This window comes from Flexithrix dorotheae DSM 6795, from assembly GCF_000379765.1.
GTDB lineage: Bacteria > Bacteroidota > Bacteroidia > Cytophagales > Flammeovirgaceae > Flexithrix > Flexithrix dorotheae.
This window is the reverse complement of the sequence record NZ_KB903509.1, coordinates 181473-206704: the sequence shown is the minus strand read 5'-3', so window position 1 is coordinate 206704 and position 25232 is coordinate 181473. Positions and strand designations below refer to the sequence as shown.

The window sequence follows — 25232 nt, the reverse complement described above, 5'->3', positions numbered from 1 at the left end:
TTACGTAAAATTAATTACGTAAATTTACGTAAAATTTAAAAATCATACTTATATTTGCCTAAGTATTGAAAGGCAGGCAAATCAATAGTTTGAATTTCGATATTTCAAATAGAATTGAATTTTACGGATTATAAAAATTTAAATCATGAGTTATCAAAGTGTATCAAAGGCGACTAAAATCAAGCTTCTAAGTTTTGATTCCGTTCAAATGAGGGCCTTCCACATGAGCTGGATCGCATTTTTTCTTTGTTTTTTCGGTTGGTTTGGTATTGCACCTATGCTAAAGATCGTAAGGGCCGACCTTGGGATCACTACTGATCAGATTGTAACCACAAATATGGTGGCAGTAGCTTCTACTGTTTTTATGAGGTTAATAATTGGTTGGTTATGCGATAAAATCGGACCTCGAATTACCTACTCCTGGCTTCTTATTTTAGGCTCAATTCCAGTCATGTTGATTGGACTTTCTCAAACTTATGAGCAATTTTTAATAGCCAGAATGTTCATTGGAGCCATAGGCGCTTCCTTTGTGATTACCCAATACCATACTTCTGTGATGTTTGCTCCTAATGTGGTAGGAACAGCAAATGCTACCACAGCAGGCTGGGGTAACCTTGGAGGAGGTGTAACCCAACAGGTAATGCCATTTGTATTTGCAGGTTGTTTGGCCTGGTTTGGTTCTGAGACACTTGCCTGGAGATATGCCATGATTGGTCCTGGATTCCTGTTATTAATCATGGGTGTTTTATACCTGAAATTTACCCAGGATACACCTGATGGAAATTTTTCTGAGATTAAGGAAAAAGGCTTGTGGAAAAGTGAGAAAAGAGCCAGTGGTTCTTTTGCTGATGCGACTAAAGACTACAGAGTTTGGTTACTATTCGTGATTTACGGGGCTTGTTTTGGTGTAGAATTGATTGTGAATTCAAAAGCTGCACTTTACTTTTCGGATTATTTTGATATGGACCTGAGAACGGCAGGTATCATTGCAGGTATTTTTGGCTTAATGAACATCTTTGCAAGATCACTGGGAGGCATGGTTGGCGATAAGTTTGGGAAAATGGCCGGATTAAATGGAAGGGTAAAATGGTTATTCATTGGATTATTCTGCGAAGGACTTGCCTTAATGCTTTTTTCAAGAATGGGTACTATTCCTTTGATTATCATGTCTTTATTGATTTTTAGTTTGTTTGTTCAAATGAGTGAGGGGGCAACTTATAGTGTGGTTCCATTTATTAATAAGAAAGCGCTTGGAGCGGTTTCTGGAATCGTTGGAGCAGGTGGTAATGCCGGTGCTGTGGCCGGTATGTTCCTTTTCAAAAAACAACTGACTGGATTAGAATGGACCGAATCCTTCCTTTATCTGGGAATAATCGTAGGAGCAGTTTCTTTCTTGGCCTTCCTGATTCGATTCTCTGAGGAAGATGAAAAAATTGCCAAAATTGAACTTGATAAATCAATTGCTGCGAATAACGTAAAACCAGAGCCTGTAGTAGCGCAATAAGTTTTCAATAATATATTTCCAGTTTGGATGGGGCCTTGATGTAAAAATCAAGGCCTTTTTTATGATAAGCCTTTTCTTCCCAAAGTCCTAAATTAACCATGAGGGAAATTCATTCAATCTAAGTGGAGCATCCTGTTAAATAAAATTTTTACGTATTTTTACGCATTTATTTACTAAAAAAGAAGCAAAATTTAAATTAAATACGTATTTTTGTTACGTATTTACTGAGGTAAGTAAAGGCGAATCCTTTTACTTGTACAAAAAGGAGAAGTCATAAAGATAAATTTACAATCCTCTCCACGTAAATGGATCGGTAATGGGGGCCTTTTGGCCTCCACTACTTTGTTTTTGAGGATTGATAATTAACTAAAAATAGGAATAAGTAAGGAATTTAGAGCGAAGTTTAGTTAAGGTTTAAGTCGACTATATTCGTTTTCACCGCTTTAAATTCTTTCTTATTTTCCTATAAATAAAATGAATGCTCAAAGAGCTTTCAACATGAGAGGATTTAAATATTTATTATCATGATTACTGGCAAATCAGATTCTTTTAAAACTACATGTTCCTATTGCGGAGTTGGATGTGGAATTGTTGTTAAAAAGGACAAGAGGGGAAATCTTGAAGTAGAGGGGGATAAAGATCATCCTGTTAACAGAGGGATGTTGTGTTCAAAAGGTATGAATTTACATTATACCGTTTTGGATAAAAGTGATCGGCTTACACATCCGAAAATGAGATGGGGCAAAAACCATCCATTACAAAATGTAGACTGGGATACAGCCCTCAACAGGGCATCAGCAGTTTTTAAGGCACTAATTAAGCAATTCGGTCCCGATTCAGTGGGATATTATGTGTCGGGGCAATGCTTAACGGAAGAATATTACCTGGTTAATAAATTAACAAAAGGCTACATTGGAACTAATAACATAGACACCAACTCCAGACTTTGTATGAGTGGTGCGGTGATGGGTTATGTGAAGACACTCGGTGAAGATAGTGTTCCAATAGCCTATGATGATATTGAACTGGCGGATTGTTTTATGGTAGCCGGGGCTAATCCTGCCTGGTGTCATCCCATTTTATTTAGGAGATTAGAAAAACATAAGGAGGAAAACCCGCATGTAAAACTGATTGTAGTAGATCCAAGGGTTACACAAACCTGTGCCATGGCAGATTTACATATTCAATTACGGCCGGGAACTGATACGATTTTATATCAGGCCATAGGGAGGGCTTTAATTGAACATGGTGATATTGATCTGGAATTTATTAGAAATAATACAGAGGGATTTCAGGAATACAGAAAACTGGTAATGCAAAGGACAATTAAAGAGGCCTCTGCGATTTGTGATGTTCCTTTACATGTAATCGAAAAAGCAGCTAGATATATTGGTGAGGCCAAAGGATTTATCACTATGTGGGCCATGGGACTTAATCAAAGTACCGATGGTGTCAATAAAAACCTTTCGCTTTTAGACCTGAATCTTATTACCGGTCATCTTGGAAAACCAGGTTCGGGGCCATTTTCTCTTACCGGACAGCCCAATGCAATGGGCGGAAGAGAAGTGGGGGGTATGGCGACTTTACTCGCAGCCCACAGAAACCAGGCTAATCCTGAGCATAGAAAAGAAGTAGCAGATTTTTGGGGGGTAGATTCACTGCCGGATAAACCCGGGCTTACTGCCACTCAGATGTTTGATGCCCTGAAGTCTGGAAAAATGAAGGCAATTTGGATCGTTTGCACCAATCCTTCAGTTAGTATGCCTGATGCAAGGCTGGTTGATGAAGCGATGAAAATGGCTAAGTTTGTAGTGGTGCAGGATATTTCAAACCGGTCTGATACTACCAAATATGCTGACCTTCTGCTTCCTGCAGCGGGTTGGCTGGAGAAGGAAGGAACCATGACTAATTCTGAAAGAAGAATTACTTATCTTCCAAAAGTGGTGGATGCTCCGGGTGAGGCTTTACCCGATTGGGAGATTTTTTGCCGATTTGCCAAAAAAATGGACTATAGCGGATTCGATTTTAAGAACCCCTCTGAAGTGTATGATGAGCACTGTGCTTTAACAAAAGGTACTAATATTGATATTTCCGGGCTGAATTACCACAGGCTACAAAATGAAGGTTCTTTCCAATGGCCTGTCCCTCACAAAAGCCATAAAGGTACTCCCCGGTTATTTACAGATAAGGTGTTTTACACCCCTTCTCAAAAAGCACAAATCCACATCGATGGACCTACAGTTGAAGCTGAACCTCTTTCAGGGGATTATCCTTTAATTCTAACCACAGGGAGGGTAAGGGATCAGTGGCATACCATGACCAAAACCGGGAAGGTGAATAAACTTAAAAAACATATTGCCAAGCCCTTTTTGGAAATGCACCCCATAGATGCGGATTTGAGGGGCGTAAAAGAACACGATACTGTGGTTGTAAAAAATGAAAGGGGAGAAGTGCGGGTAAATGTGACTATAACCGATAGGATAAAACAGGGAGTTGTTTTTCTGCCAATGCATTGGGGAAAAATTCTGAATAAGGATTTTGGAAGAGCCAATAATATTACCAGCAGTGCTTTCGATCCGGTATCCAAACAACCGGGATTTAAATATGCTGCGGTGGAAGTTTCCAAATACACCAAAGAGAAGCAAAAAATTGTAATTATAGGAGCGGGTGCAGCAGGTTACAGGTTTATTAATACCTACAGGGAAATCAACAAGGAGGATGAAATCCATGTTTTTTCCAATGAAAAATATCCATTTTATAACAGGGTTTTACTTCCTGAGTATGTGAATGAGCAATTGGGATGGGAGGACCTGGTGAAATTTAAACTGGGAGAATTTGAAAAGCTGAATGTACACCTGCATGTTTCGAATAGCGTAATGCAGGTAGATCGGGAATCAAAAAGCATCACCGATAGCAAAGGAGAAAAGCACAGTTATGATATCCTGATAATGGCTACTGGAAGCCGGGCATTTGTTCCCTCAGATGTTCCCATTCATCTTCCGGGAGTATTTACCATGCGTAACCGGCATAATGCTGATCAGTTGAAGGAGGTGCTAAAACCCGGAGGACATGTGGTGATTGTAGGCGGGGGCTTATTGGGTTTGGAACTGGCTGCTGCACTTAAAGAAATTAATGTGGATATTTCAATTGTGCAACTTGGTTCCAGACTAATGGAAAGGCAGCTTGATCCCATTGCCAGTAGATTATTGAGGCAAAGGATAGAGGAAATGGAAATCCAATTGTATTTAAATGATCAGGTGCAAAACCTTGAGGTTGGGGAAGAAAACTCTGGTGTTTTTGCCCACTTAAAATCAGGTAAATCTTTGCACTGTAATGCCATTGTTTATGCCATCGGGACACGCCCAAATATTGAATTGGGAAAAGCCGCTAACCTGAAATCAGGAAGGGGGCTGGTGGTGAATGATTATTTACAAACCAGTGATCCCACCATTTTTGCCATGGGGGAAATAGCGGAACACAACCGGAAGCTAAACGGAATTACAGCAGCTGCAGAACAACAAGCTGATATAGCTGCAAGATTTATTTCTGGTGATTCAACCAGTATTTACACCGGATCTGTTCCGATGAATATCCTTAAGTTTTCTGATCTCGATCTGGCTTCTATCGGAATACCTGAAATTCCCACGGGAAAGGAGGAAGATTATGAAGAGATCATCTTTCTGGATCAGGCCAAAACTTATTACAAAAAATGTATTATCCACCAGGATAAATTGGTCGGGGCGATTCTTCTGGGGGATAAATCTGAATTTGCCGAGTTCAAAAGTTTGATTGAAGAGGAGATTGAACTTTCCGAAAAAAGAACAGAATTATTGAGGTCGAACAGTAATAAAGAACCTGTTATTGGCCCATTGGTATGTTCTTGCAGCAATGTAGGGAAGGGCAATATTGAAAAGGCCATAGAGGGTGGATGTACCGTGTTTAATGACCTTTGTACCCAAACTGGAGCTGGATTGGGTTGCGGAAGTTGTAAGCCGGAAGTTAAAAACATTCTGGAGGGAAAGCTGGCTGTGGTGAAGTAGAGGAGGTTGGTTAGAAACTGTTAATTTTGAGCAAAAAGTATTAAATTAAAATGGCAATACAGAAAAGGGATTTAGTAAGGGTCTTTGTAAAAGGAGGAATCATTTCCCCGGGAGACCTTTTAAAAATAATAGAGACGGCTAAGGAGTTTGGGACAGATTATGTGCATTTCGGTTCCAGACAGGATATTTTATTTCCGGTTATTGAGAAGAACAAAGAAAAATTGAATGAGACGTTCAACTCTATCCAGACAGAATATGATGTGGATGGGGAAGAATATCAAAATATTGTAAGTTCGTATGTGGCACACGATGTAATGCCAAAAACTTCATGGCTGGCCCCACATATTTATCATTATGTGCTGGATACATTTAAACACAGGCCCAAGTTTAAGATCAACATTGTAGATCCTGCCCAAAGTCTGGTGCCCTTGTTTACGGGGAATATTAATTTTATAGCTTCTTCTTCCGATAATTACTGGTTTTTATATCTCCGGTTTTCCGAAATTGGGGAAAAACCTTTTGGCCTGCCTATTCTCATCTATGGTTTTGATCTGGCTAAAGTTTCCAAAGCAATTGAAGATATGAAGCCTCTGGAAAATAATATGGGCTATGAAGAAATCTATAAAAAGTTGTTGGTGGATGTGCCAATGAATACTCAGCCAATTGAAAATGAGCTTATTTTTCCTGATGGGAATTTTCCTTACTACGAAGGAATGAACAGGGAAGCAGCTGATAAATATTGGCTGGGATTGTATTGGAGGAATAATCAATTTACCATAAAGTTTCTGAAAGAGTTGTGCAATCTATGCATGGAAACCAAAATTGGTAAGGTGAGTTTAACACCATGGAAATCTTTTATTGTACATGGCATTTTGGAGAAAGACCGGCTTTCATGGGAAAAGCTGATGGGAAAGTTTGGTATAAATATGAGGCATTCAGCATTGGAATTGAACTGGCATTTGCCAGTATTGGATGACGAAGCACTTGAATTAAAAAACTTTTTGGTAAGGGCACTTGACCAACAGGATATCTCAACATATGGACTGACCTTTACTGTAAAAACCAGTAGGAAAATAGTGTTATTTACTTCTGTTGTAATAGAGAAGAATGTGAAGACTAATGAAAATGAACCAGATACTTTTAATATTCTTTATTCCAAGGATTTTAACCCAAACCTTTCAGAATATTTCTATTATGCCAAAAAAGTAACCAGAGAAATCCTTCCTCCATTGCTCATTGAGCTTAGTCATATGTACTATGATCAATTGGATGTGAACCTGAAAAAGAACAATAAAAAGGATGCAGAAAGGCAGCAGTCAATCTCTGATAGCATTTACCAGTGCGGCAATTGTATGACCGTTTATGATCAGCAATATGGTGATGAAGCAGCAGGAATTGAAAGAGGCGTTTCTTTCGAAGACTTGCCAGAAACCTATTCCTGTCCCTTGTGTGGAAGTCCTAAAACTGAATTTGAAAAGGTCTCTTAAGGAAAAAAAGGTGGACTTCACGTGAATTGTGAGTCTGGGATAATGTAGTCATTTAGTTGGCTAATTATCCCTTTTTTTCTGCTAATTACCTTACTTTTTCCACCTCTTTTTTTTGCCCAAATTTTGAAGATTGAGGGACTCTGTATTTTTGAAAGGGTATCGCCAGTAAATTGCCTATATTGTCATTTTCTTTAGGGTCCATATGGGTATCAATTCCATAAATTAGTCCTTTGGTGTTTTCCACTTCAGCAAAAGTGCCAAAAATTCTGTCCCAAAATGCAAAAATATTTCCATAGTTAGTATCAGTAAGCGGTTGCTGATAATGGTGATGGACCTTATGCATATTTGGGGTGATAAATACATATGACAGTATTTTATCAATTCTTGGAGGCATATTCAGATTGGCATGGGTAATATGGGCAAATAATACTGAAAGACTTTGGTATAGCATTACAATGCCCATAGGAGCACCTACTATCATTACGGCACAAATTGTGAAAAATATTCTAAAAACAGTTTCCCCGGGATGGTGTCTGAGTCCTGAGGTGACATCAATGGTAGTGTCGCTATGATGAACCAGATGAAATTTCCACATCCATTTTACTTTATGTTCCAGCCAGTGGATAAAATAGGCTCCGATCAGGTCAAGTAGTAAAATTCCAACCACAACCTGTGCCCATAAGGGCAAATCGATTACGTGTAATAAACCAATTTTATTGGAATAGGTAAAAGTAGAGGCCCACAATAGCGCTCCGGCAAGTCCAAAACCAACAATGGCGGTAGTAAGATTGAAAAACATATTGAGAGCGCCATGTCTGAATTTTTTATATTTAAATTTAAATAGCGGTAAAACACCTTCCAGTACCCAGAAAAATACGATTCCTCCAAGTAATAGTCCTGTTCTGAAGCTGGTTGGTACATGTTCAAAAAAATTGATTAAGGCTTCCATATTTTATGTTTGGTAATGTGGTGGTAAATAATTGGTTTGGATAAGCAGGTTATGCCTATAAACAAATATAAATATCTTATTTCGATTTTTTAGGTAGACTTTTTCTCTCAAAAATTATTATTTCAAGCAAAGTTTTTTCATGGAAATATATAATGGCACAAATTCAATTTTATTCCTGTGATTGCAGCTTTAAATCTTTTAATTTGCCACCAAATTATATTATAGACAAAACCATTTAGATATATATAAAATGAAAATTTATACGAGGTCGGGAGATAAAGGAAAAACAGGAGTTTATGGAGGGCAGCGGGAGTTCAAGGATTCTCCCAGAATAGAATGTAATGGAACCCTGGATGAAGCCAATTCAACCATAGGATTACTGCGGTCCAAATTACCAGGAAACCATGAATGGCAGGAAAAGCTTCAAAAAATTCAGGTGGATATGATGGATATGATGTCGCATCTGGCTACACCTTCTAATGCTAAGAAACAGAATACTAACCACAAACCAGAAGATGGACCAGCATTTTGTGAACAATGGATTGACGATCTTGAAAGTGAGATGAAGGAACCATCCGATTATTTTTTATTACCAGGTGGAAATGAAGTGTCTGCTCTTTGCCATGTAGCCAGAACCCAGATGAGAAGAGGAGAAAGGCGATTGATTACCCTGATTAAAGAAGATCCGGAAAGCGTAGAGGATTACATTCCGGCCTATATTAACCGGTTATCTGACTTGTTTTTCACACTGGCCAGGGCGGAAATGGATAAGCAGGGAGTAGTAGAAGAAAAATGGAAACCTTTTATTTATAAAAAGTTTAGATAATCGGCTTGAGTTAATTTAAAACTTCTTCAATCTATTAATTTTTTACCACAATGGGGGCAGTATTTATAAGCTCCCTTTTTGCCTTTGTCTTTTTTCGATTTTTCCTTTTCCCTTATTTTTTCGATAAACTTCGAACTGATAATTCCGGTAGGCAAAGCGACTACACCAATGCCTAGTAAGGCGATAATTCCACTTATAAACTTTCCCCACCCGGTAACCGGGTAAATATCTCCATACCCCACCGTAGTAAGTGTGGCAATGGCCCACCAAAATGATTGCCCGATATTAGAAAAGTTGTTGGGTTGAATCTGATTTTCAAGATGATACATTATGGTGGAAGCTATGATCAGTAATAAAAAAGTGATGAATAAAGTCACCGCAATATCGCTTTTGGCCTCTCTGAAAACACTGATCACCATTTTAAATGAAGTAGAATATCGTTGTAATTTTAAAATCCTCAGGAGTCGTAGCAGTCTCATTGATCGTACTACTCTGAGGTCAACCTTCATCAAAAATGGAATGTAAAAAGGCAAAATAGATAGCAGATCGACAAGCCCGTAAAAAGAAACCATGAACTTTATAGCGCTTTTAAATTTTCCGTGTTTGGGATAAAGCATGTCACTTGTCCATAGTCGGAGCAGATATTCTATGGTAAAAACCAATACCGAAAATATTTCGATAATGTTAAATAATGTAGTATGGGCCCCATAAAAGTGCTCAAAAGATTCAAAAAATACGGCAAAAATATTTAGGGTAATAAGTGTAGTAATGAAATATTCGAACCACCTGTTTTTTTTAGTTTTTGAATTTTCATCAGGTTGGATAGTATGAAATACTTTCTCTTTAAATGTCATGGGAAACTCCTTGGGCAATTTTTGTCTATTTCAATATCCTTTTTAAAACACCCCTTTTCCAAAGATTTAGCAGAGGAAAACTTCAGGAGTGTTTTAATTACTTTTTGTGAAAGTTAAAACTAAGCAATTTTGTGTACTTAGGAAGGAAATTGTGAGAGTTTGATTTGGGAATAAGGAGAAATGAGGGGTATGGGAAATGCTTTCTTTGATTCATTTCCCAAAATTTGTAATGTATTCCAACCCTATGCCTTTAATTTGCCTCCATAGGCTTTTTTAAATTTTTGTACTTTAGGGTTGATCACCAGAGCACAATAAGTTTGCTCAGGATGCTCATTAAAATAGTTTTTGTGGTCTTCTTCGGCTGGGTAAAATACCTCAAAGGGCACAATTTCTGTCACAATGGTATCAGGCCATAAACCAGCCTCTGCTGTCAGTTTTTTAGACTTTTCGGCTATTTCCTTTTGTGTATCATTATGGTAAAATATGGCAGATCGGTATTGCGTGCCAACGTCATTTCCCTGCCGGTTTAAGGTGGTGGGGTCATGGGTGTTCCAGAAAACATCTAAAATTTCTTCAAAGGAAATGATTTCAGGATCGAATTCAATTTGTGCTACTTCTGCGTGTCCGGTTCTTCCTGTGCAGACTTCTCTGTAAGCAGGATTTTTTATATGCCCACCAGAATAGCCGGGAAGTACAGATTTTACTCCTTCAAGTCTTTGAAAAATTGCTTCAACGCACCAAAAACACCCTGCGCCAAGTGTGGCAGTTTCTGTTATATTTGTCATTTGATTTTTCTATGTTTGATATTGATTTCCAAAAACAAAAATTCCTCAAAACAATTCCTTTATTTTGATAAATATCCCCAAAAAAATAATATTTCCATCACTTTTGTGACTGACTAATACCATTTTAAATGCCTGTAGCTTCAAAGGAAAATATAAGGGTGCAAAGTTGGGTAGTAATTGTGTCATTATTGCTGCTAATAGTGAAATTTATAGCTTTTTATGCCACCCACTCTATTGCAATCCTTACCGATGCCCTGGAAAGTATTGTAAATGTTACAGCAGGTTTTGTCGGGCTTTACAGCCTTAAGGTATCTGCCCGACCGAAAGATGCCAATCATCCTTATGGCCATGGGAAAATAGAATTGGTTTCGGCTGCGCTTGAAGGTTCCATGATTATTCTTGCTGGTGGGTTTATTATTTATAAATCTGCGCTGAATCTTATTGTTCCTCCGGAAATTGAAAAACTCGATTTTGGCATTCTGTTGGTGTTATTTTCAGGAATCGCCAATTATCTCCTCGGATATTATTGCATAAAAGTGGCCCAAAAAACCAGGTCTATGGCATTGAAGGCTAGTGGTAAACACCTCATTACAGATACTTATTCTACGATTGGAATAATTCTGGGCCTCGGATTGCTTTATCTTACCGGTTTTGTCTGGATTGATAGTTTAGTTGCTGCCATTTTTGGTTTTATAATTATTTATACCGGTTTGAGAATAATTCGAAGCACTATTTCAGGAATTATGGATGAAGCAGATGAAGAATTGATTTCCGAGTTGGTACAAAGTTTAAATGAAAAAAGGAGAGAGAACTGGATTGATATTCACAATCTACGAATCCTGAAATATGGCAACAAACTCCATTTGGACTGTCATTTTACTGTTCCATGGTATCTTACTGTAAAAGAAGCGCATATGGAAGTAGAGGAAGTTGCCAAGCTGGCTGAAGATCAGTTTGGGGAAGTGATCGAACTTTTTGTGCATACAGATGGGTGCCAGCCACATTCCTGTGGATTATGCATAAAGTCTGCCTGTAGCCATAGAAAGAAAGAATTTGTAAAAAAACTTACCTGGGATATTAAAAATATTACCAATAATAAAAGCCATAGAATTGAAACAAATGCTTAATGCTGTTTATAGTTTTGTTTTTAAAAGATGAATACTTGCTTCAAGGTGTTTTTTATACCCTCTGAAAAGCAGTTTTTTATGTACCATCAATTCCCAAATTAGCCAGCCGTATACCAGGCAATATTCCAGCGCAACCAGCCAAAGGTTTTCAATGTATTGGTTTGTCTGGTAGGTAGCATAGGATAAAATGGCTAAAAATGACCATAAAACAGCAAAACGAAATTTCAAGGGAACAGAAAGGAATACCAATGTGGTAATATACCAGGGATGAATGATGGTTGCTACAAAGAAGTAAGCAGAAAGAGCAAATAGCATTTTCTCCCAAAGATTCTCCCACTTGTCTCTTTGATTAAAAGTGAGCAAAGCAATTAAAATAACAGGTATAAAAGAAAGCCTTATCCCAGCAGTCTGGATTATATTATAACCCTTTACCTGAAAACCTATCCATCGGACAATGTAGTAAATACTTGCATTGAATTCGAATTTTTTAAAATAAAGGTTGATGGAATCAGAAAGATTATAAATCATTTCAAAATTGAAAAAAGGCAGAAATAGCAAAATACAGGTAAGCCCTGTGATGAGATAGTAGGAAATAGCCTTTTTCCATCCCAGATAGGTAATGAAAAAAGGCAAAAACATTAATGGAAGTAATTTGGAAGAAATTGCCAAACCGAAAAATATAGGAGAGAGGAGCAATTGATTTTTGAGTAGGAAATAAAGTGATAAACAAAGGAAGAAAATCATCCAGGCTTCGGGGTGTACATTGCCAGATAACTCGATAATAATCAGAGGGTTGAATGCATAAGTCAGTACAAGTTTTTGGTTCCATTCATTCTTCTTTGTGAGCTGAAGTAAAAAGTAAATGGTACCCAATTCTGCCAGCAGAATGAAAATTCTAATGATCACGACATTATATAAAATGGATTTATCCCCACCAAAAGCCGATACAAAATAAACGAACTGACAAACAGGGGGGTAAATCGTGAAATAGTTTGGAGAGTTTAACTGCTCAAAAAGCGTATTATTGATTCCCGGAATCCCTTGTTGCAGGTAATGAGAGGGTAAGTGTAAAAATGGGTTTTCACCCTGGAAAAGCAACCGGCCATCCCAGATGAACCTGTAAAAATCATCGGAAAGGTTGGGAACAGATAGCAGAAATATTAACCTGAAAAAGATGACAAAAGCCAGTAGAAGATGAAAAGAAATGTTGGACCTGATCAAAAAAAAGTAACCTACAAACAGAAGGGAAAAAATACTCAGAATTTCAACAAAATTGGTTCGGTCCGTGAAATATCCAATCCTGATATATAGAATAAGTGAAATGACCAGTAAAATTAATTGAATATTTTTTTTGAAGTGTTTCAGTGATCTTTCCATTCTGTAGTGTGATTCAGGCAACCTTTTTTCAGGAAAATTAATTAGGAAAATGAGGATTAGGAAAAGGAAAGTAAAATTATATTGATACTTTATTAATTTTGTGGAAATTTCGGAAAACCGGAAATGTATTTTTTATTTGGTATTTATTGAAAGGGCCTGCGAATTGCTTCTTATTTATACCTAAAAATGCAATAGACAAAATGAACAGAATTTTATTATACCTGGTCTTAATGCTGAGCATACCGGCATGTGAATACCTGAAAGGAACAGGAGGTGGACTGGAGGAAGAAACGGCAGTGGCCAGAGTAGGAGATAAATATCTATATAAAAATGAACTGACTGGTTTGGTTTCCAACAGGAGTTCTTCGGCTGATAGTGCTAATATTGTGGAAAGGTATGTGGATACCTGGATTAAAAAGCAATTATTGTTGAAAAGTGCAGAGGAAAATATGGATTTGAATGAGGAAGAGTTATTGAAAAAAATTCAGGATTATCGGTATCAGCTTATTGTATACGAATATGAAAAGGAATATATCAAGAAACATCTGGATACTACCATTTCAGAAACTCAAATTCAGGAGTATTATGAGGGAAATGTGGACAATTTTCAACTAAAGCAGAATATCGTGAAGGGTTTGTTTTTAAAAGTACCTAATGAAGCTCCCAAAATTGATGACCTGAAGTCATGGTTTAATTCAAATAAACCACAGGATGTAGAGAAAATTACCTCCTATGCTTATAGTTTTGGCGATAGTTATCTTTTGGATGATTCTGTCTGGATTGATTTTGATGAATTTTTGTACAATACTCCATTTAATGATGAGATAACAAATCCGATCCAGGTTTTGAAAAAAGGGAAGTTCCTTCAGACATCGGATTCCCTATATAAGTATTTTATTAAAATAAATGATTTTAAAATTATTGATGAACCATCTCCTCTTGAATTTGTAAGGGATCAGGTGAAAAATATTTTGTTGAACAAAAGGATTGTTGACCTGAAAAAAAAACAGGAAGACGAAATTTATGATAAAGCATTAAATAGCAATGAATATGAGATTTATAAGTAAAGTTTTTGATAAAGTGTTTAAGTCAGCTTTATTTCTTTCCTTTTTTCTGTCAATCCAAATAGCAAATGGACAAGGTGATGGTGTAATTGTAGATAAAATAATTGCCAAGGTTGACAATTATATTGTCCTGAAGTCCGAATTAGAAAATGCTTATTTGGGCCAGCTTGCCAATGGAGAAACGCCAGGGCCAAACGCCAAATGCCAGATATTACAGCAGTTGATTGTGAATAAAATATTAGTGGCGAAGGCAGAGATTGATTCAGTTTTGGTAGAAGAAGTAATGGTTGATGGAGAATTAGACAGAAGGATGCAATATTTTATACTTCAGGCAGGAAGTGAAGAAAAACTTGAAAGGACATTGGGAAAAAAGGTAAGTGAACTGAGGGATGAATTAAGAGATCAGGTTTGGGAGCAATTAACCGCCCAGAGGATGCAACAGGAAATTACAGCTGGTGTGTCGGTGACTCCGGCTGAGGTAAAAAAGTTTTTTAAGCGTCTTCCTAAGGATAGTATCCCATTTCTATCCGCAGAGGTAAAAGTAGGGCAAATTGTAAAATTTCCTGAAGTAAGTAAAGCCGAAAAGGATAAAACGAAAAAAGCTTTGCTCGAACTTAAGACCAGAATTGAGTCAGGAGAGGATTTTGGAGAGCTGGCCAGAACATTTTCTGAAGACTATGGCTCAGCCAAAACCGGAGGTGATTTGGGCTGGCATGGAAGGGGAGAGTTAGTTCCGGAATTCGAAGCAACAGCACTGAGAATAGAACCCAACGAAATTGCAGATCCCATTGAATCTGAATTTGGTTTTCACCTTATTCAATTGTTGGAAAGGAGGGGGAATCAATTTAGGGCAAGGCATATTTTAATGAGACCAAAATCTAATAATACAGACATGACTCAGGCGGTTTCGCTTTTGGATAGTGTTCGTAATTTAATTGTAAGTGATAGTATGACATTTGAAAATGCTGCAAAGGAATTCTCAGATGACCAGGCCACCAGAGCTAATGCAGGATTTTTCAAAGATCAAAGAACAGGAAGTAGTATTGTTTCTACTGAAAGCCTTGATCCGGTTATTTTCTTTACAGTAGATACCATGAAGGTAGGCTCACTTTCCCAGCCTATGACATTCAGAACAGAAGATGGGAAAAATGCGGTCAGGATGTTGTATTATGAAAAATATACACCACCTCATTTTGCAAACCTAAAGGAGGATTATCAAAAAATGTATGTGGCGTCATTAAATGGGAAAAAGGCTGAAGTTTTAGATAAGTGGCTGAAAACAGCTAAAAGAGAGGTATTTATAGATATTGATGCAGAATACAATCAATGCAATATTCAGGAAGAATTATAAACGAGGCTTAATTGTATTAATAATATTTTCTGAAAGTTTTATTTAAAATCAATAGAAAAGTTGCTGGTATTAAAATGCCAGCAACTTTTTTTTTATTTTTATGTTATTTTAAAAACCTTTACTTAATATTGAGTTAATTTTTTCGCACTCAATTTTTTAAACATATAATCCTAATGTCTATAAATTTTAGCTCCGATAAAGAGGCCGCAGATGCTTTAAAAGAAACCTATGATAAACTCACAAATGAAATATCCAAAGTAATTATTGGCCAGGAAGAGGTGGTAAAATTAATTCTAACCTCAATCTTTTGCCAGGGGCATTGTCTTTTGGTTGGTGTGCCTGGTTTAGCCAAAACATTACTTATCCAAACAACTGCTTCAGTTTTAGACCTTGATTTTAACAGGATTCAGTTTACCCCAGACCTGATGCCCTCAGATATTGTTGGTGCTGAAACTATGGATAAGGATAGGAATTTTCAGTTTATAAAGGGACCCATATTTGCAAATATCATTCTTGCCGATGAGATTAACAGAACCCCTCCCAAAACTCAGGCGGCTTTACTAGAATCTATGCAGGAATTTTCTGTAACGGTGGCTGGTAAACATTTTAAGTTGGAAAAGCCATTTTTTGTGCTTGCTACGCAAAACCCAATAGAGCAGGAGGGAACTTATCCTTTACCAGAAGCCCAATTGGATAGGTTTATGTTTAATATTTTATTAGATTATCCCTCGTTTGAATCCGAAGTTCAGGTTGTAAAAGGTACCACCACAGATACAAAACAGAGTGTAAATAAAATTACATCTGCTGAAGAAATTATTTATTTCCAAAATCTGGTGAGAAAAGTGCCTGTGGCAGATAATGTAATTGAATATGCTGTTGAATTAGTGAGAAAAACCAGGCCCTTTACAGATAATGCAGCCGGAAGCTCAAATGATTTTCTTGATTGGGGAGCAGGGCCTCGGGCTTCGCAATACCTGGTGTTAGGAGCCAAATGTAATGCTTTAATTACTGGGAAATATTCCCCGGATATCGAAGATGTTCAGGCCATGGCTATCCCTGTCCTTAGACATAGAATTGTAAGGAACTTTAAGGCTGAAGCCGAAGGGTTAACAATTAATAAGATTATAAATGATCTCCTGTAAGCAAAATATAGGAGTTAGCGTATTTAGAAAAGATAATAATTGAAAAGAATTCGAACCTTTTTGGGGTATTATGTTGTAATATAAGTTAGACTTTAGCGATATAATAATACCAATAGAGAGTGTTTTTTGTGTATAAGCTCAGTTTTCTAGAGATAAGGCGATTTTTTTAACATTGATTCACCCTAATAGTCGATTAAAAAAAGTATATTGCAACTTGAAATAATGATAAAATACGATCCTTTTTAATGATTTGATTGATTGGGTATAGTATTTGGGGATAGAAAGTAAATATGATTTTTATATATGATTAAAAAATTACGCAGTTCTAATTAACATTTTTATTCTTTTAATTAATTATAATTCAATATTCAAAAAATGATAGGTGTAAAAAAGACTTTAACAGTATTAGTTATTGCCATTCTTACGCTTCCTTCGGTAACTGCGCAATTAGCTAGAAACAACCAGCCTCAGGAAGAACAATACAACCCGAACTCAATTCGGCCGGTAAGAAAAGATGACATCATGTTCAAGAAGTCTCTTTGGTATCGATTGGATTTGAGAACCAAGATTAATTATCCCATGTTCTCAGAAAACAATGAAATTTCCAGACTTCTGATTGACGCTGTAAAAAATGATATAGTTAAGCCTTTTAAAAATGATTCTCTCCAAACCAGAATGGATAAAAGAGATTTTTTGGAAAGGTTACGCATTCCGCAATATGAACCAGAAGAAGAAATTGTTGGATTTGATAATGATGATGCCTGGGGAGAGCCGGTTCAGGAAGTAGAGCTTGGGCCAGAGGAGTATTTACCCAGACAGCTTTACGTAATTGAGCTTAAAAAGGATATTGTTTTTGATAAGAAAGAATCGAGGATGAAAGATGATATTCAGGCCATTACCATTATTATTCCTGCAGAACAAACGCCAACAGGCCTTGACAAAGTATTAGCCTCATTCTCTTATAAGGAATTGGTAGAGCATGTTTTCAGAAATAATCCTAATGCTCTATGGTTTAACCCCCAAAATTCTGCTGCTCATCTAAATTTGGAAGATGCTTTTACGCTAAGGTTACCACACGGTCAGCTTGTAAAGTATGAAAACCCTAAAAATTCGATGATTGTAGATTTGTATGGAGGAGGAAAAAGAGCCTTAATAGAATCAGAAAAGGCAATTATGCAACTTATGGAATACGAAGCACTTCTTTGGGAATATTAGAATGAAGTGGTTAGTTAAAAGAATAAAACAAAAGCGCCTTTATGGCGCTTTTATTTTTTAGAATAATAGAATAATTTTTGGGAAATATTTTCCAGTTTTTCGCTACAGCTATAAAAACCTTTGCTATCTGATCCAAAGCAAATAGCTTCTCCCTGGGGTTCCAAATCACTATTAAAGTTTTCAATTCTGTATCCAGGGGTAAGTAATGCTTCTTCCAATGATGTTCCTTTTTCACGTGACCAATAATAAACATCCGTATAATTTCTGATTAGTATTTCGTGTCCATCATTTGAAATATCCCCACCAGTGGCTAATGGAAATTTTAGTATACCTATTTTCTCCAGGGTATTGATTTCAAAAAATGAAAATGGGTAAGAAAGCTTGAAAACAATGACATTTAAATCTCTTTTGCTTATAATAAATAAATCCTTTGAAAAAGGATCAACTAGGAGCGTTTCAGCATCCCGGGCCTGATCAGGATACCTGATTTTTATTTCTTCTATTTTCCCTATTGTTTTGGAAAATGGAGTTTCGGATAAATTCATTTCCGGTTCCTCAAACCTGTAAACACTAATATATTCATACTTGCCTTCATTATCTCCAATATCACCAATATAGATGTAGTTCTTTCCATTTTCAGAACCAGGACCAATGGCAATATCTTCCCAATCTCTGTTCTTTAAGTCAGGGAAATCGATTGAGCCTTTTAGTTTTCCTTTATTGTCAATTAGGAACAAATTGGCAGGATTCCCACTATCGTTAATACACCATAAATGTCCTTCATGATGGCTGGAGGCTACAATTCCGGAAATTTCCTCAAGCTCTGGAGTTGGAATATTTCCCGTTTCTACCACATCGTTAAATTCTGGAAATTCATTAGTTGGAATTTCATTAATAGGCTCTTCAGAATTACAACCTAATACTGATAAGAAAATAAAAATAAAACTTATAAACATTTCCTTTTTCAAAATGATTTATTCAGGTTAAAACTAATTATTTGAAGTTTTTAAAGTTTCAATTTATGAGTAAAAATGGAAATGTTTTTCCTTCAATAAAACACTTTTATGGCGAATAGCAGCTGCCGTGTAGTGCGGCAATTTAACCAGGAAAAAAACGAAAAGGAAGGCGAAACAGCCCATTTTTAGCATAAAGTCATAATTTTAAACAACTTCTTTATCATAAAAAATAATTGAAAGGCATTTAGCTTAGATTAATTACTTTGTTTTCTGAAATGGATATAATTTATCCCTCTTTGAAACTTTATTAAAGACATTATATCCTATTTTTATTATTGTAGTTATCTAAAGAAATAACATCAGTTAATCAAAAGTTTGTTTTGTCTCATTATACACAAAATTTAAACTTTTGACTATATTTTTTAAAAATCACCACATATATTAAATCGCAACTCAAATTTTGTGTTTGTATAAAACTATTACGCTTTTTAAACTAATATTCATTTTTGTTTTATTAAAATTGCCTTATGCGGGAACTTCTGGAGCTTTAAGCTATCGCAGTTTTTTTGCAGGCGATACAACAAAGCAAAATAAAGAAAAGAAAAATTCATTTGTAGCATTGCCAGTTGCTTTCTATACACCTGAAACAACCCTGGCTTTTGGGGGGGTAATGATCAATTTATTTAAGTTAGACCCGAATGACACCCTTACAAGGACTTCAAATGTACGGACAGCCCTAATATACACCCTGAGAAACCAGATAATTTTAAGTTCAGATTATAATGTTTTCCTAAAAGAAGAAAAATTTCAAATTCGTGGTAATTTTTCTTTTTTGACCTTTCCCGACAATTTTTATGGTATTGGGAATGACACTGAATTGGATAATATAGAGGTTTATGATAACAACATATTTAATTTTACATTCAGGTTGATGAGGAATGTAGGGAATGGATTTTTTGTGGGTGGAATGTATAATTTTTATTCCATGTTTAATATTCAGCCGGAAGAAGGAAGAATGTTGGAAAATGGTTCAATTGAAGGCTCGGAGGGGGTTGCTCTTTCAGGAATAGGTTTAATTGCTACCTACGATAAAAGAGATAATGTGTTAAATGCTACAAGAGGACATTACCTTGAGTTTTCGTCAAGGTTTTATGCCAAAGCCTTTGGTAGTAGCAATGGTTTTCAGTTTTGGGAGTTTGACTTGAGGAAATATTTCCCCCTTAAAAAAAGACATGTTTTTGCCATTCAGGGGAAAGTAGAATTATCATCTGGGGATGTCCCATTTCAAAAACTGGCCTTGTTAGGAGGAGATAAATTATTGAGGGGATATTACCGAGGAAGATATCGTGACAAAAATCTTTATGTAGTTCAAGGGGAATATAGATACAAAATTTCTAACCGCTTTGGTGTTGTGATTTTTGGTGGCCTAGGAGATGTAGGACCACAGTTGAGCACATTTAAAATAAATGAATCCAAAGCTTCATATGGAGGGGGACTTCGTGTGGCCTTAAACAGGAAGGAAAGAATTAATGTGCGAATTGATTATGGTTTTGGATTTGGCGTTAGTAATTTTTACATTAATCTGGCTGAAGCTTTTTAATCATTTCTTAAATAAGAATTAATTCTCCATTACCATTAAATTCCTTGTTTCTAATGCCTTGCTTACCTATTTTCGCAACTTTCATACTAATTTTTGCACGATTAATCTCATTCCTCAGTTTTAGTGTTTGAAAATATATTTTTGTGAAATTGAAACCTGAATAATCCTTTAATTAAAGGTGAGAAATCTAACTTAGCTTTATTTTCTGCCTTTAAATTGATAGTAATCAATTGATGGGAGATGATAAATTTCATTGCTAATAGTATGAAATAATTGAATTAAAATTTTTGAAATCCTGATTGTTAATCAGGTTTGATGTTGAAAGAAATTTAAATGGACGCTAATAGTTCTAAAGTTCTCAAATCCATAAATCCTACAAAAATAATTTTGCCTATTTTGATAGGGGTGGCGGTTATGGCATACCTTATTTTTAATATAAGCAAAGAGCTTGATTATGAAGATGTTGTGGAGAATATTAAGAATGCTAAGTTACACTGGATTTTTTTAGCCATCGTTGTTTTACTCATTAGAGACTGGGGATATATTGTCAGGATAAGACATCTTACTGATAAGAAACTTGATTGGATAGCCAGTTTATTTGTAATTGTGCTTTGGGAATTTGCCTCTGCTGTAACACCCTCTGTGGTTGGAGGAACGGCTGTAGTAGTTTTTATTATTAATAAAGAAGGGATTCCTTTTGGACAATCTCTGGCTTATGTGATGTTGACTGCAGTGTTGGATAATTTGTTTTTTGTGATCGCTTCCCTGCTTACATTTTTAATTGTTCCATTTGAAATTTTTCCCGCTATAACTGATGATTTCACCATTTTTGGGATGGCTGTCTCAGTAAAAGGAGCTTTTTTTATTAGTGTAGTTCTTATCGCTTTATATACCCTTTTAATGATCTATGGCTTATTTATCAGACCCAGGGCATTTAAATGGATATTAATTAAACTTACCGGAAACCGGCTGTTTAAAAAGTGGCGAAAAGATGCCATTCAGTGGGGGACTGATGTGATTAACGCCTCTGAGATTTTACTGGAGAAAAAATCCAGATATTGGACAAAGGCTATCCTATCCACAATATTTATATGGTCTGCCCGATATTTTATGTTAAACTGCCTTATTGCAGCATTTACCGATATTAATATTGCCAATCATTTCCTCATTTTTGGAAGACAGATAGTGATGTGGATTGTGATGTTAATATCTCCGACCCCGGGTAGTGCGGGAACTGCAGAGTTTGTCTTTCCCTTATTTTTTAGTGAGTTTTTTACCATAGCAGCATTTAGTGCAGTGGTAGCCATTTTCTGGAGGCTCTTTACCTATTATGCATATTTGGGTTTGGGTGTTTTTTTCCTTCCCAGGTGGATTAAACGTGTTTTTGTAGATAGAAAGCAGATAAAAAAGAAGGAAAATTAATTTGTTAAATGGAATTTTTTAGTTTCATCAATTGCTCAAATAACTGGTAAGGAAGAATTCTTCGAATTAAAATAATTATGGATTGTTTGAAGATTAATTGAAAATGGAAAAGTCTCACTTTAATTCTTTTTTCATGTTGTCTTACGATCTTCCAGTTTTCCCTGTAAGCTTTGATTACCTCCATTTCAGATTGTCCGCCTGCTGCATATTTCGCAATTTTTAATCCTGTATTATAAAAAGTTCTGCCTGCTATATAGCTGTTGAATATAAAATTGAAATCAGCCGCAATTTTAAAGGAAAGATCGAAAGGATTCTCTTGTAAAAGGTGAGTTTTAACAAAAAGGGATTGGTGGGAAAAGATCATGTGTTTCCATAATTGTGAAAGCGGTAAGGCTTTCTTCTCTTTTATAAAGGTTTCATGAATTACCTGATGATCACCATAAATAAAATCCGCGAACCTGTGATCAGAACGGAAAACTTCTTCAATGACTTTCTCATTAAAAAAAGAATCTCCTGCATTCATGAAATTAATATAATCTCCTGTTGCTTTTTTAACACCTTTATTCATGGCATCAAACACGCCCTGGTCCTTTTCACTCTGCCAATAGTCTATTTTTCCCTCATACTTTTTAATTACATCATTACTTCCATCTGTGGAACCTCCATCAATTACAAGATATTCCAAATTGGAATAAGTTTGATTTAAAACACTATTTATGGTTTTTTCTACATTTTCAGCTTCGTTGTAAACTACTGTGATTATGGTGACTTTAGGTTTTGATTCCAAAATTTATTTTTATATAAAGTATTGATTATGAATGTGTTTTACTAATTTTCTCTGGAAGATTTTTCGAAATTATTTTCTTGAGTTTCAAAAGTCCGTTTAAAATGATTTTTTTGCAAAAACAAATAACAAATTATTTGAATAGGCTGGTAATAATCCTGAAAATTAGTTTTGGATTTTCTGGCATTCAACTTCAAAAACAAAAAATATGAAAATTGCGATAGGAGGCGATCATGCCGGGTTTGGTTATAAAAGAAAACTAATTCCTATTTTAGAGAAATGGGGACACACCGTTACGGATTTTGGTACTAATAGTGAAGATTCGGTGGATTATCCGGATTTTGCTCACCCGGTTGCCAGTGCCGTGGAGAAAGGAGATTGTGAATTTGGTATATTAATTTGTGGCACGGGAAATGGAGTGGCGATTACTGCAAATAAACATGAGAAAATAAGAGCTGGATTATGCTGGAATGCTGAAGTAGCCACTTTAATTCGCCAGCATAATGATGCAAATGTGCTGAGTATGCCTGCACGGTTTATTTCGCTCGAAGAAGCCGAAAAAATTACTCAAACATTTTTAAATACGGCATTTGAAGGAGGAAGGCATGCCAGAAGGGTTGGAAAGATGAGTTGTTAAACTTAATTCGATATTTATTCAATTTCCTGCGCAATTATTGTCCTAATAAGGCATTGAATGAATATAGCATTTTTTACTTATAAAAGATTAATTTTTTAATGTCAAACTTTAATGTATTAGTTACGGGAGGGGCCGGGTTTATAGGATCAAATCTTGTTGAAAAATTATTATCCCTTGAAAATATTAAAAAGGTGCGTGTTTTGGATAACCTCTCAACCGGTAAACTGGAAAACATTCAGGAGTTTGACGGCAATCCTAAATTTGAGTTTTTAGAAGGAGATATCAGGGATTATGATACCTGCATTAAAGCATGTCAGGGAATTCAGGTAATCACCCATCAGGCGGCTTTAGGGTCGGTTCCAAGATCTATAAATGACCCCGTAACCACTAATGCGGTAAACATTTCCGGAACTCTTAATATTTTCACTGCAGCAAAGGAATTAGGAATAAAAAGAGTAGTTTATGCGGCATCTTCGTCTACTTATGGAGATAGTCCTACACTGCCTAAAGTAGAGGATAAAATAGGGAATCCGCTTTCTCCTTATGCCATCACCAAATATGTAAATGAGTTGTATGCTGATGTTTTTGCAAAACTCTATGGAATGGAAATTATTGGTTTAAGATATTTTAATGTGTTTGGGCCAAAACAAAACCCAAAGGGTGCTTATGCTGCTGTTATTCCCTTATTTATGCAAGCTGTAATTGATAACCAGTCACCTAAAATTAATGGGGATGGTGAGCAAAGCAGGGACTTTACTTTTGTGGCTAATGCTGTTCAGGCAAATTTGAAAGCCTTGTTTACTGATAACTCCGAAGCAGTCAATCAGGTTTATAATGTGGCTTGTGGGGAAAGAACAACATTAAATGAATTATTTCAAATGATTGTGGATGTTGCGGACAAAGGAAACATCAAACCTATTTATGGACCGAATAGGCAGGGAGACGTGAAACATAGTCTGGCTGATGTTTCAAAAGGTAAAAGGTTATTAGGTTACGAACCTGAAGTAATGATAAAGGAGGGGCTTCAGAAAGCTTTTTTGTGGTATTGTAATCAATAAACTGAGGAGAATCCTGGATTGGGTAGCCTGATGTTCGATTGCTTTGAGTAAGAGCTGTTTTTAAAGGAAATTATTTTTTTCTTTGAATGACATATCTCATCAGTTTTTCCAATGACAATTTATATTCAGAATCGGGAAAAGCTGCAATAATTTTGTCCGATTCTTCAAAATATTCATTCATTTTCTCAGTAGCGTAGTTTAAACCTCCAGAAGCTTTAACAAATTCAATTACTTCGTTAACCTTTTTGGGTTCACCGCTTTTGTTTTTGATGATATTAATAATATGCCTTTTTTCCGATTTAGAGGCCTGATTTAAAGCATAAATAAGAGGAAGGGTCATTTTTTTCTCCTTTATATCAATTCCTAAAGGTTTTCCAATTTCCGCTTCTCCATAGTCGAAAAGATCATCTTTTATCTGGAAGGCGATACCCAGTTTTTCTCCAAAGCAAGCCATTTTTTTGATGGAATCCTCATCCGCTTCCACAGATTTGGCTCCAACAGCACAACAGGCAGAAAGTAATGTGGCTGTTTTTTGTCTGATGATTTCGAAATAGATATCCTCATCAATATCAAGCCTACGGGCTTTTTCCATTTGGAGGAGTTCCCCTTCACTCATTTCCCTTACTGCATTGGAGATGAGCTTTAAAATATCAAAATCTCCATGGTCTATTGATAGCAATAACCCTCTGGAAAGCAAATAGTCACCCACTAATACTGCAACCTTGTTTTTCCACAAAGCATTAACTGAAAAAAAACCTCTTCTGTATTGTGCATCATCCACCACATCGTCATGCACAAGTGTAGCGGTATGAAGCAATTCGATCAAGGCTGCTCCCCGGAAAGTTGTTTCTGTAATTTTTCCGCACATTCCAGCGGTTAGGAACACTAGTATTGGTCTGATTTGTTTCCCTTTCCGTTTGATAATAAAGCTCATAATATTATCAAGCAGAGGGACTTTACTCTTCATGAATTGACGGAATTTTTTTTCAAATTCCACCATTTCATCAGATATTGGTGCTTTTATGTCGTTGATATTCGATGCCATTCCCATTTT

The 25232-nt window shown here is 36.2% G+C and carries 20 protein-coding genes; 13 read left to right on the top strand and 7 right to left on the bottom strand.

From position 1 onward, the window contains the following. Positions 1 to 145 precede the first annotated feature (145 nt). The 3 genes from A3EM_RS0138535 (at position 146) to A3EM_RS0138520 (ending at position 7031) form a co-directional block, all read left to right on the top strand. Positions 146 to 1504, top strand: a complete 1359-nt coding sequence (locus tag A3EM_RS0138535) for an MFS transporter (protein WP_020533583.1) — start codon at positions 146 to 148, stop codon at positions 1502 to 1504. A gap of 524 nt (positions 1505 to 2028) precedes the next feature. After that, complete coding sequence (locus tag A3EM_RS0138525) at positions 2029 to 5544, top strand: nitrate reductase (protein WP_020533581.1); 3516 nt, start codon at positions 2029 to 2031, stop codon at positions 5542 to 5544. A gap of 50 nt (positions 5545 to 5594) precedes the next feature. Beyond that, the gene (locus tag A3EM_RS0138520; protein WP_020533580.1) at positions 5595 to 7031 is read left to right on the top strand and encodes a rubredoxin; all 1437 of its coding nucleotides are present in this window, start codon (positions 5595 to 5597) and stop codon (positions 7029 to 7031) included. 85 nt (positions 7032 to 7116) lie between these two features. Here the strand turns inward: A3EM_RS0138520 and A3EM_RS0138515 are convergent, their stop codons facing one another. Further along, positions 7117 to 7980: a sterol desaturase family protein gene (locus A3EM_RS0138515; protein ID WP_020533579.1), complete on the bottom strand. Its 864-nt coding sequence runs from the start codon at positions 7978 to 7980 to the stop codon at positions 7117 to 7119. Between the two features lie 250 nt (positions 7981 to 8230). Here A3EM_RS0138515 and A3EM_RS0138510 point away from each other — a divergent pair, with 250 nt between their 5' ends. Next, the gene (locus A3EM_RS0138510) at positions 8231 to 8806 is read left to right on the top strand and encodes a cob(I)yrinic acid a,c-diamide adenosyltransferase (RefSeq protein ID WP_020533578.1); all 576 of its coding nucleotides are present in this window, start codon (positions 8231 to 8233) and stop codon (positions 8804 to 8806) included. 26 nt (positions 8807 to 8832) lie between these two features. Here A3EM_RS0138510 and A3EM_RS0138505 read toward each other — a convergent pair whose 3' ends face one another. Both A3EM_RS0138505 and msrA read right to left on the bottom strand, forming a co-directional pair. Further along, positions 8833 to 9660, bottom strand: coding sequence for an ion transporter (locus tag A3EM_RS0138505; RefSeq protein ID WP_020533577.1), 828 nt, complete (start codon positions 9658 to 9660; stop codon positions 8833 to 8835). Between the two features lie 242 nt (positions 9661 to 9902). Next, positions 9903 to 10445 carry a peptide-methionine (S)-S-oxide reductase MsrA gene (msrA, locus tag A3EM_RS0138500; protein WP_020533575.1) on the bottom strand — a complete coding sequence of 181 codons (543 nt, stop codon included), beginning with the start codon at positions 10443 to 10445 and terminating at the stop codon, positions 9903 to 9905. Positions 10446 to 10573: 128 nt separating this feature from the next. On the opposite strand from msrA, the gene A3EM_RS0138490 reads away from it, so the two are divergent. After that, entirely contained in the window at positions 10574 to 11572 is a 999-nt protein-coding gene (locus A3EM_RS0138490; RefSeq protein ID WP_020533573.1) for a cation diffusion facilitator family transporter, read from the top strand. A 6-nt stretch (positions 11573 to 11578) separates the two neighbouring features. Here A3EM_RS0138490 and A3EM_RS45050 read toward each other — a convergent pair whose 3' ends face one another. Beyond that, positions 11579 to 12949, bottom strand: coding sequence for an MptA/MptB family glycosyltransferase (locus A3EM_RS45050; protein ID WP_020533572.1), 1371 nt, complete (start codon positions 12947 to 12949; stop codon positions 11579 to 11581). A 200-nt stretch (positions 12950 to 13149) separates the two neighbouring features. On the opposite strand from A3EM_RS45050, the gene A3EM_RS0138480 reads away from it, so the two are divergent. The 4 genes from A3EM_RS0138480 (at position 13150) to porN (ending at position 17721) form a co-directional block, all read left to right on the top strand. Then, on the top strand, positions 13150 to 14016 hold the full coding sequence (locus tag A3EM_RS0138480; RefSeq protein ID WP_026210853.1) for a hypothetical protein: 867 nt from the start codon (positions 13150 to 13152) through the stop codon (positions 14014 to 14016). Next, entirely contained in the window at positions 14000 to 15364 is a 1365-nt protein-coding gene (locus A3EM_RS0138475) for a peptidylprolyl isomerase (RefSeq protein WP_169513466.1), read from the top strand. The genes A3EM_RS0138480 and A3EM_RS0138475 overlap by 17 nt, the downstream gene beginning before the upstream one ends. Positions 15365 to 15537: 173 nt before the next feature. Continuing rightward, positions 15538 to 16506 (top strand): AAA family ATPase, encoded by a 969-nt coding sequence (locus A3EM_RS0138470; RefSeq protein ID WP_020533569.1) that lies wholly within the window; start codon positions 15538 to 15540, stop codon positions 16504 to 16506. 375 nt (positions 16507 to 16881) lie between these two features. After that, positions 16882 to 17721, top strand: a complete 840-nt coding sequence (gene porN / locus A3EM_RS0138465; RefSeq protein WP_020533568.1) for a type IX secretion system ring subunit PorN/GldN — start codon at positions 16882 to 16884, stop codon at positions 17719 to 17721. A gap of 50 nt (positions 17722 to 17771) precedes the next feature. Here the strand turns inward: porN and A3EM_RS0138460 are convergent, their stop codons facing one another. Beyond that, positions 17772 to 18677 (bottom strand): hypothetical protein, encoded by a 906-nt coding sequence (locus A3EM_RS0138460; RefSeq protein ID WP_020533567.1) that lies wholly within the window; start codon positions 18675 to 18677, stop codon positions 17772 to 17774. A gap of 466 nt (positions 18678 to 19143) precedes the next feature. On the opposite strand from A3EM_RS0138460, the gene A3EM_RS0138455 reads away from it, so the two are divergent. Together A3EM_RS0138455 and A3EM_RS0138445 are read left to right on the top strand one after the other, a co-directional pair. Continuing rightward, a complete protein-coding gene (locus tag A3EM_RS0138455) occupies positions 19144 to 20277 on the top strand; it encodes a BamA/TamA family outer membrane protein (protein WP_020533566.1) in 1134 nt (377 codons plus the stop codon). Positions 20278 to 20610: 333 nt separating this feature from the next. Further along, positions 20611 to 21699 carry a lysylphosphatidylglycerol synthase transmembrane domain-containing protein gene (locus A3EM_RS0138445; protein ID WP_020533564.1) on the top strand — a complete coding sequence of 363 codons (1089 nt, stop codon included), beginning with the start codon at positions 20611 to 20613 and terminating at the stop codon, positions 21697 to 21699. Between the two features lie 4 nt (positions 21700 to 21703). Here A3EM_RS0138445 and A3EM_RS45045 read toward each other — a convergent pair whose 3' ends face one another. After that, positions 21704 to 22486 carry a glycosyltransferase family 2 protein gene (locus tag A3EM_RS45045; RefSeq protein ID WP_020533563.1) on the bottom strand — a complete coding sequence of 261 codons (783 nt, stop codon included), beginning with the start codon at positions 22484 to 22486 and terminating at the stop codon, positions 21704 to 21706. Positions 22487 to 22691: 205 nt separating this feature from the next. Here A3EM_RS45045 and rpiB point away from each other — a divergent pair, with 205 nt between their 5' ends. Then, complete coding sequence (gene rpiB, locus A3EM_RS0138430) at positions 22692 to 23120, top strand: ribose 5-phosphate isomerase B (protein ID WP_020533561.1); 429 nt, start codon at positions 22692 to 22694, stop codon at positions 23118 to 23120. A 98-nt stretch (positions 23121 to 23218) separates the two neighbouring features. Beyond that, on the top strand, positions 23219 to 24178 hold the full coding sequence (locus A3EM_RS0138425) for an SDR family oxidoreductase (RefSeq protein ID WP_020533560.1): 960 nt from the start codon (positions 23219 to 23221) through the stop codon (positions 24176 to 24178). 70 nt (positions 24179 to 24248) lie between these two features. On the opposite strand, the gene A3EM_RS0138420 is transcribed toward A3EM_RS0138425, so the two are convergent. Beyond that, complete coding sequence (locus A3EM_RS0138420) at positions 24249 to 25229, bottom strand: polyprenyl synthetase family protein (protein WP_020533559.1); 981 nt, start codon at positions 25227 to 25229, stop codon at positions 24249 to 24251. Positions 25230 to 25232 lie beyond the last annotated feature (3 nt).

What these genes read in the sequence shown, in the direction of transcription:
- A3EM_RS0138490 (WP_020533573.1), top strand. Translation starts at nt 10,574, where the DNA reads ATGCCTGTAGCTTCAAAGGAAAATATAAGGGTGCAAAGTTGGGTAGTA.
- porN (WP_020533568.1), top strand. Translation starts at nt 16,882, where the DNA reads ATGATAGGTGTAAAAAAGACTTTAACAGTATTAGTTATTGCCATTCTT.
- A3EM_RS0138445 (WP_020533564.1), top strand. Translation starts at nt 20,611, where the DNA reads ATGGACGCTAATAGTTCTAAAGTTCTCAAATCCATAAATCCTACAAAA.
- A3EM_RS0138470 (WP_020533569.1), top strand. Translation starts at nt 15,538, where the DNA reads ATGTCTATAAATTTTAGCTCCGATAAAGAGGCCGCAGATGCTTTAAAA.
- A3EM_RS0138505 (WP_020533577.1), bottom strand. Translation starts at nt 9,660, where the DNA reads ATGACATTTAAAGAGAAAGTATTTCATACTATCCAACCTGATGAAAAT.
- rpiB (WP_020533561.1), top strand. Translation starts at nt 22,692, where the DNA reads ATGAAAATTGCGATAGGAGGCGATCATGCCGGGTTTGGTTATAAAAGA.
- A3EM_RS0138510 (WP_020533578.1), top strand. Translation starts at nt 8,231, where the DNA reads ATGAAAATTTATACGAGGTCGGGAGATAAAGGAAAAACAGGAGTTTAT.
- A3EM_RS0138425 (WP_020533560.1), top strand. Translation starts at nt 23,219, where the DNA reads ATGTCAAACTTTAATGTATTAGTTACGGGAGGGGCCGGGTTTATAGGA.
- A3EM_RS0138535 (WP_020533583.1), top strand. Translation starts at nt 146, where the DNA reads ATGAGTTATCAAAGTGTATCAAAGGCGACTAAAATCAAGCTTCTAAGT.
- A3EM_RS0138475 (WP_169513466.1), top strand. Translation starts at nt 14,000, where the DNA reads ATGAGATTTATAAGTAAAGTTTTTGATAAAGTGTTTAAGTCAGCTTTA.
- A3EM_RS0138520 (WP_020533580.1), top strand. Translation starts at nt 5,595, where the DNA reads ATGGCAATACAGAAAAGGGATTTAGTAAGGGTCTTTGTAAAAGGAGGA.
- A3EM_RS0138480 (WP_026210853.1), top strand. Translation starts at nt 13,150, where the DNA reads ATGAACAGAATTTTATTATACCTGGTCTTAATGCTGAGCATACCGGCA.
- A3EM_RS45050 (WP_020533572.1), bottom strand. Translation starts at nt 12,949, where the DNA reads ATGGAAAGATCACTGAAACACTTCAAAAAAAATATTCAATTAATTTTA.
- A3EM_RS0138525 (WP_020533581.1), top strand. Translation starts at nt 2,029, where the DNA reads ATGATTACTGGCAAATCAGATTCTTTTAAAACTACATGTTCCTATTGC.
- msrA (WP_020533575.1), bottom strand. Translation starts at nt 10,445, where the DNA reads ATGACAAATATAACAGAAACTGCCACACTTGGCGCAGGGTGTTTTTGG.
- A3EM_RS0138420 (WP_020533559.1), bottom strand. Translation starts at nt 25,229, where the DNA reads ATGGGAATGGCATCGAATATCAACGACATAAAAGCACCAATATCTGAT.
- A3EM_RS0138515 (WP_020533579.1), bottom strand. Translation starts at nt 7,980, where the DNA reads ATGGAAGCCTTAATCAATTTTTTTGAACATGTACCAACCAGCTTCAGA.
- A3EM_RS0138460 (WP_020533567.1), bottom strand. Translation starts at nt 18,677, where the DNA reads ATGTTTATAAGTTTTATTTTTATTTTCTTATCAGTATTAGGTTGTAAT.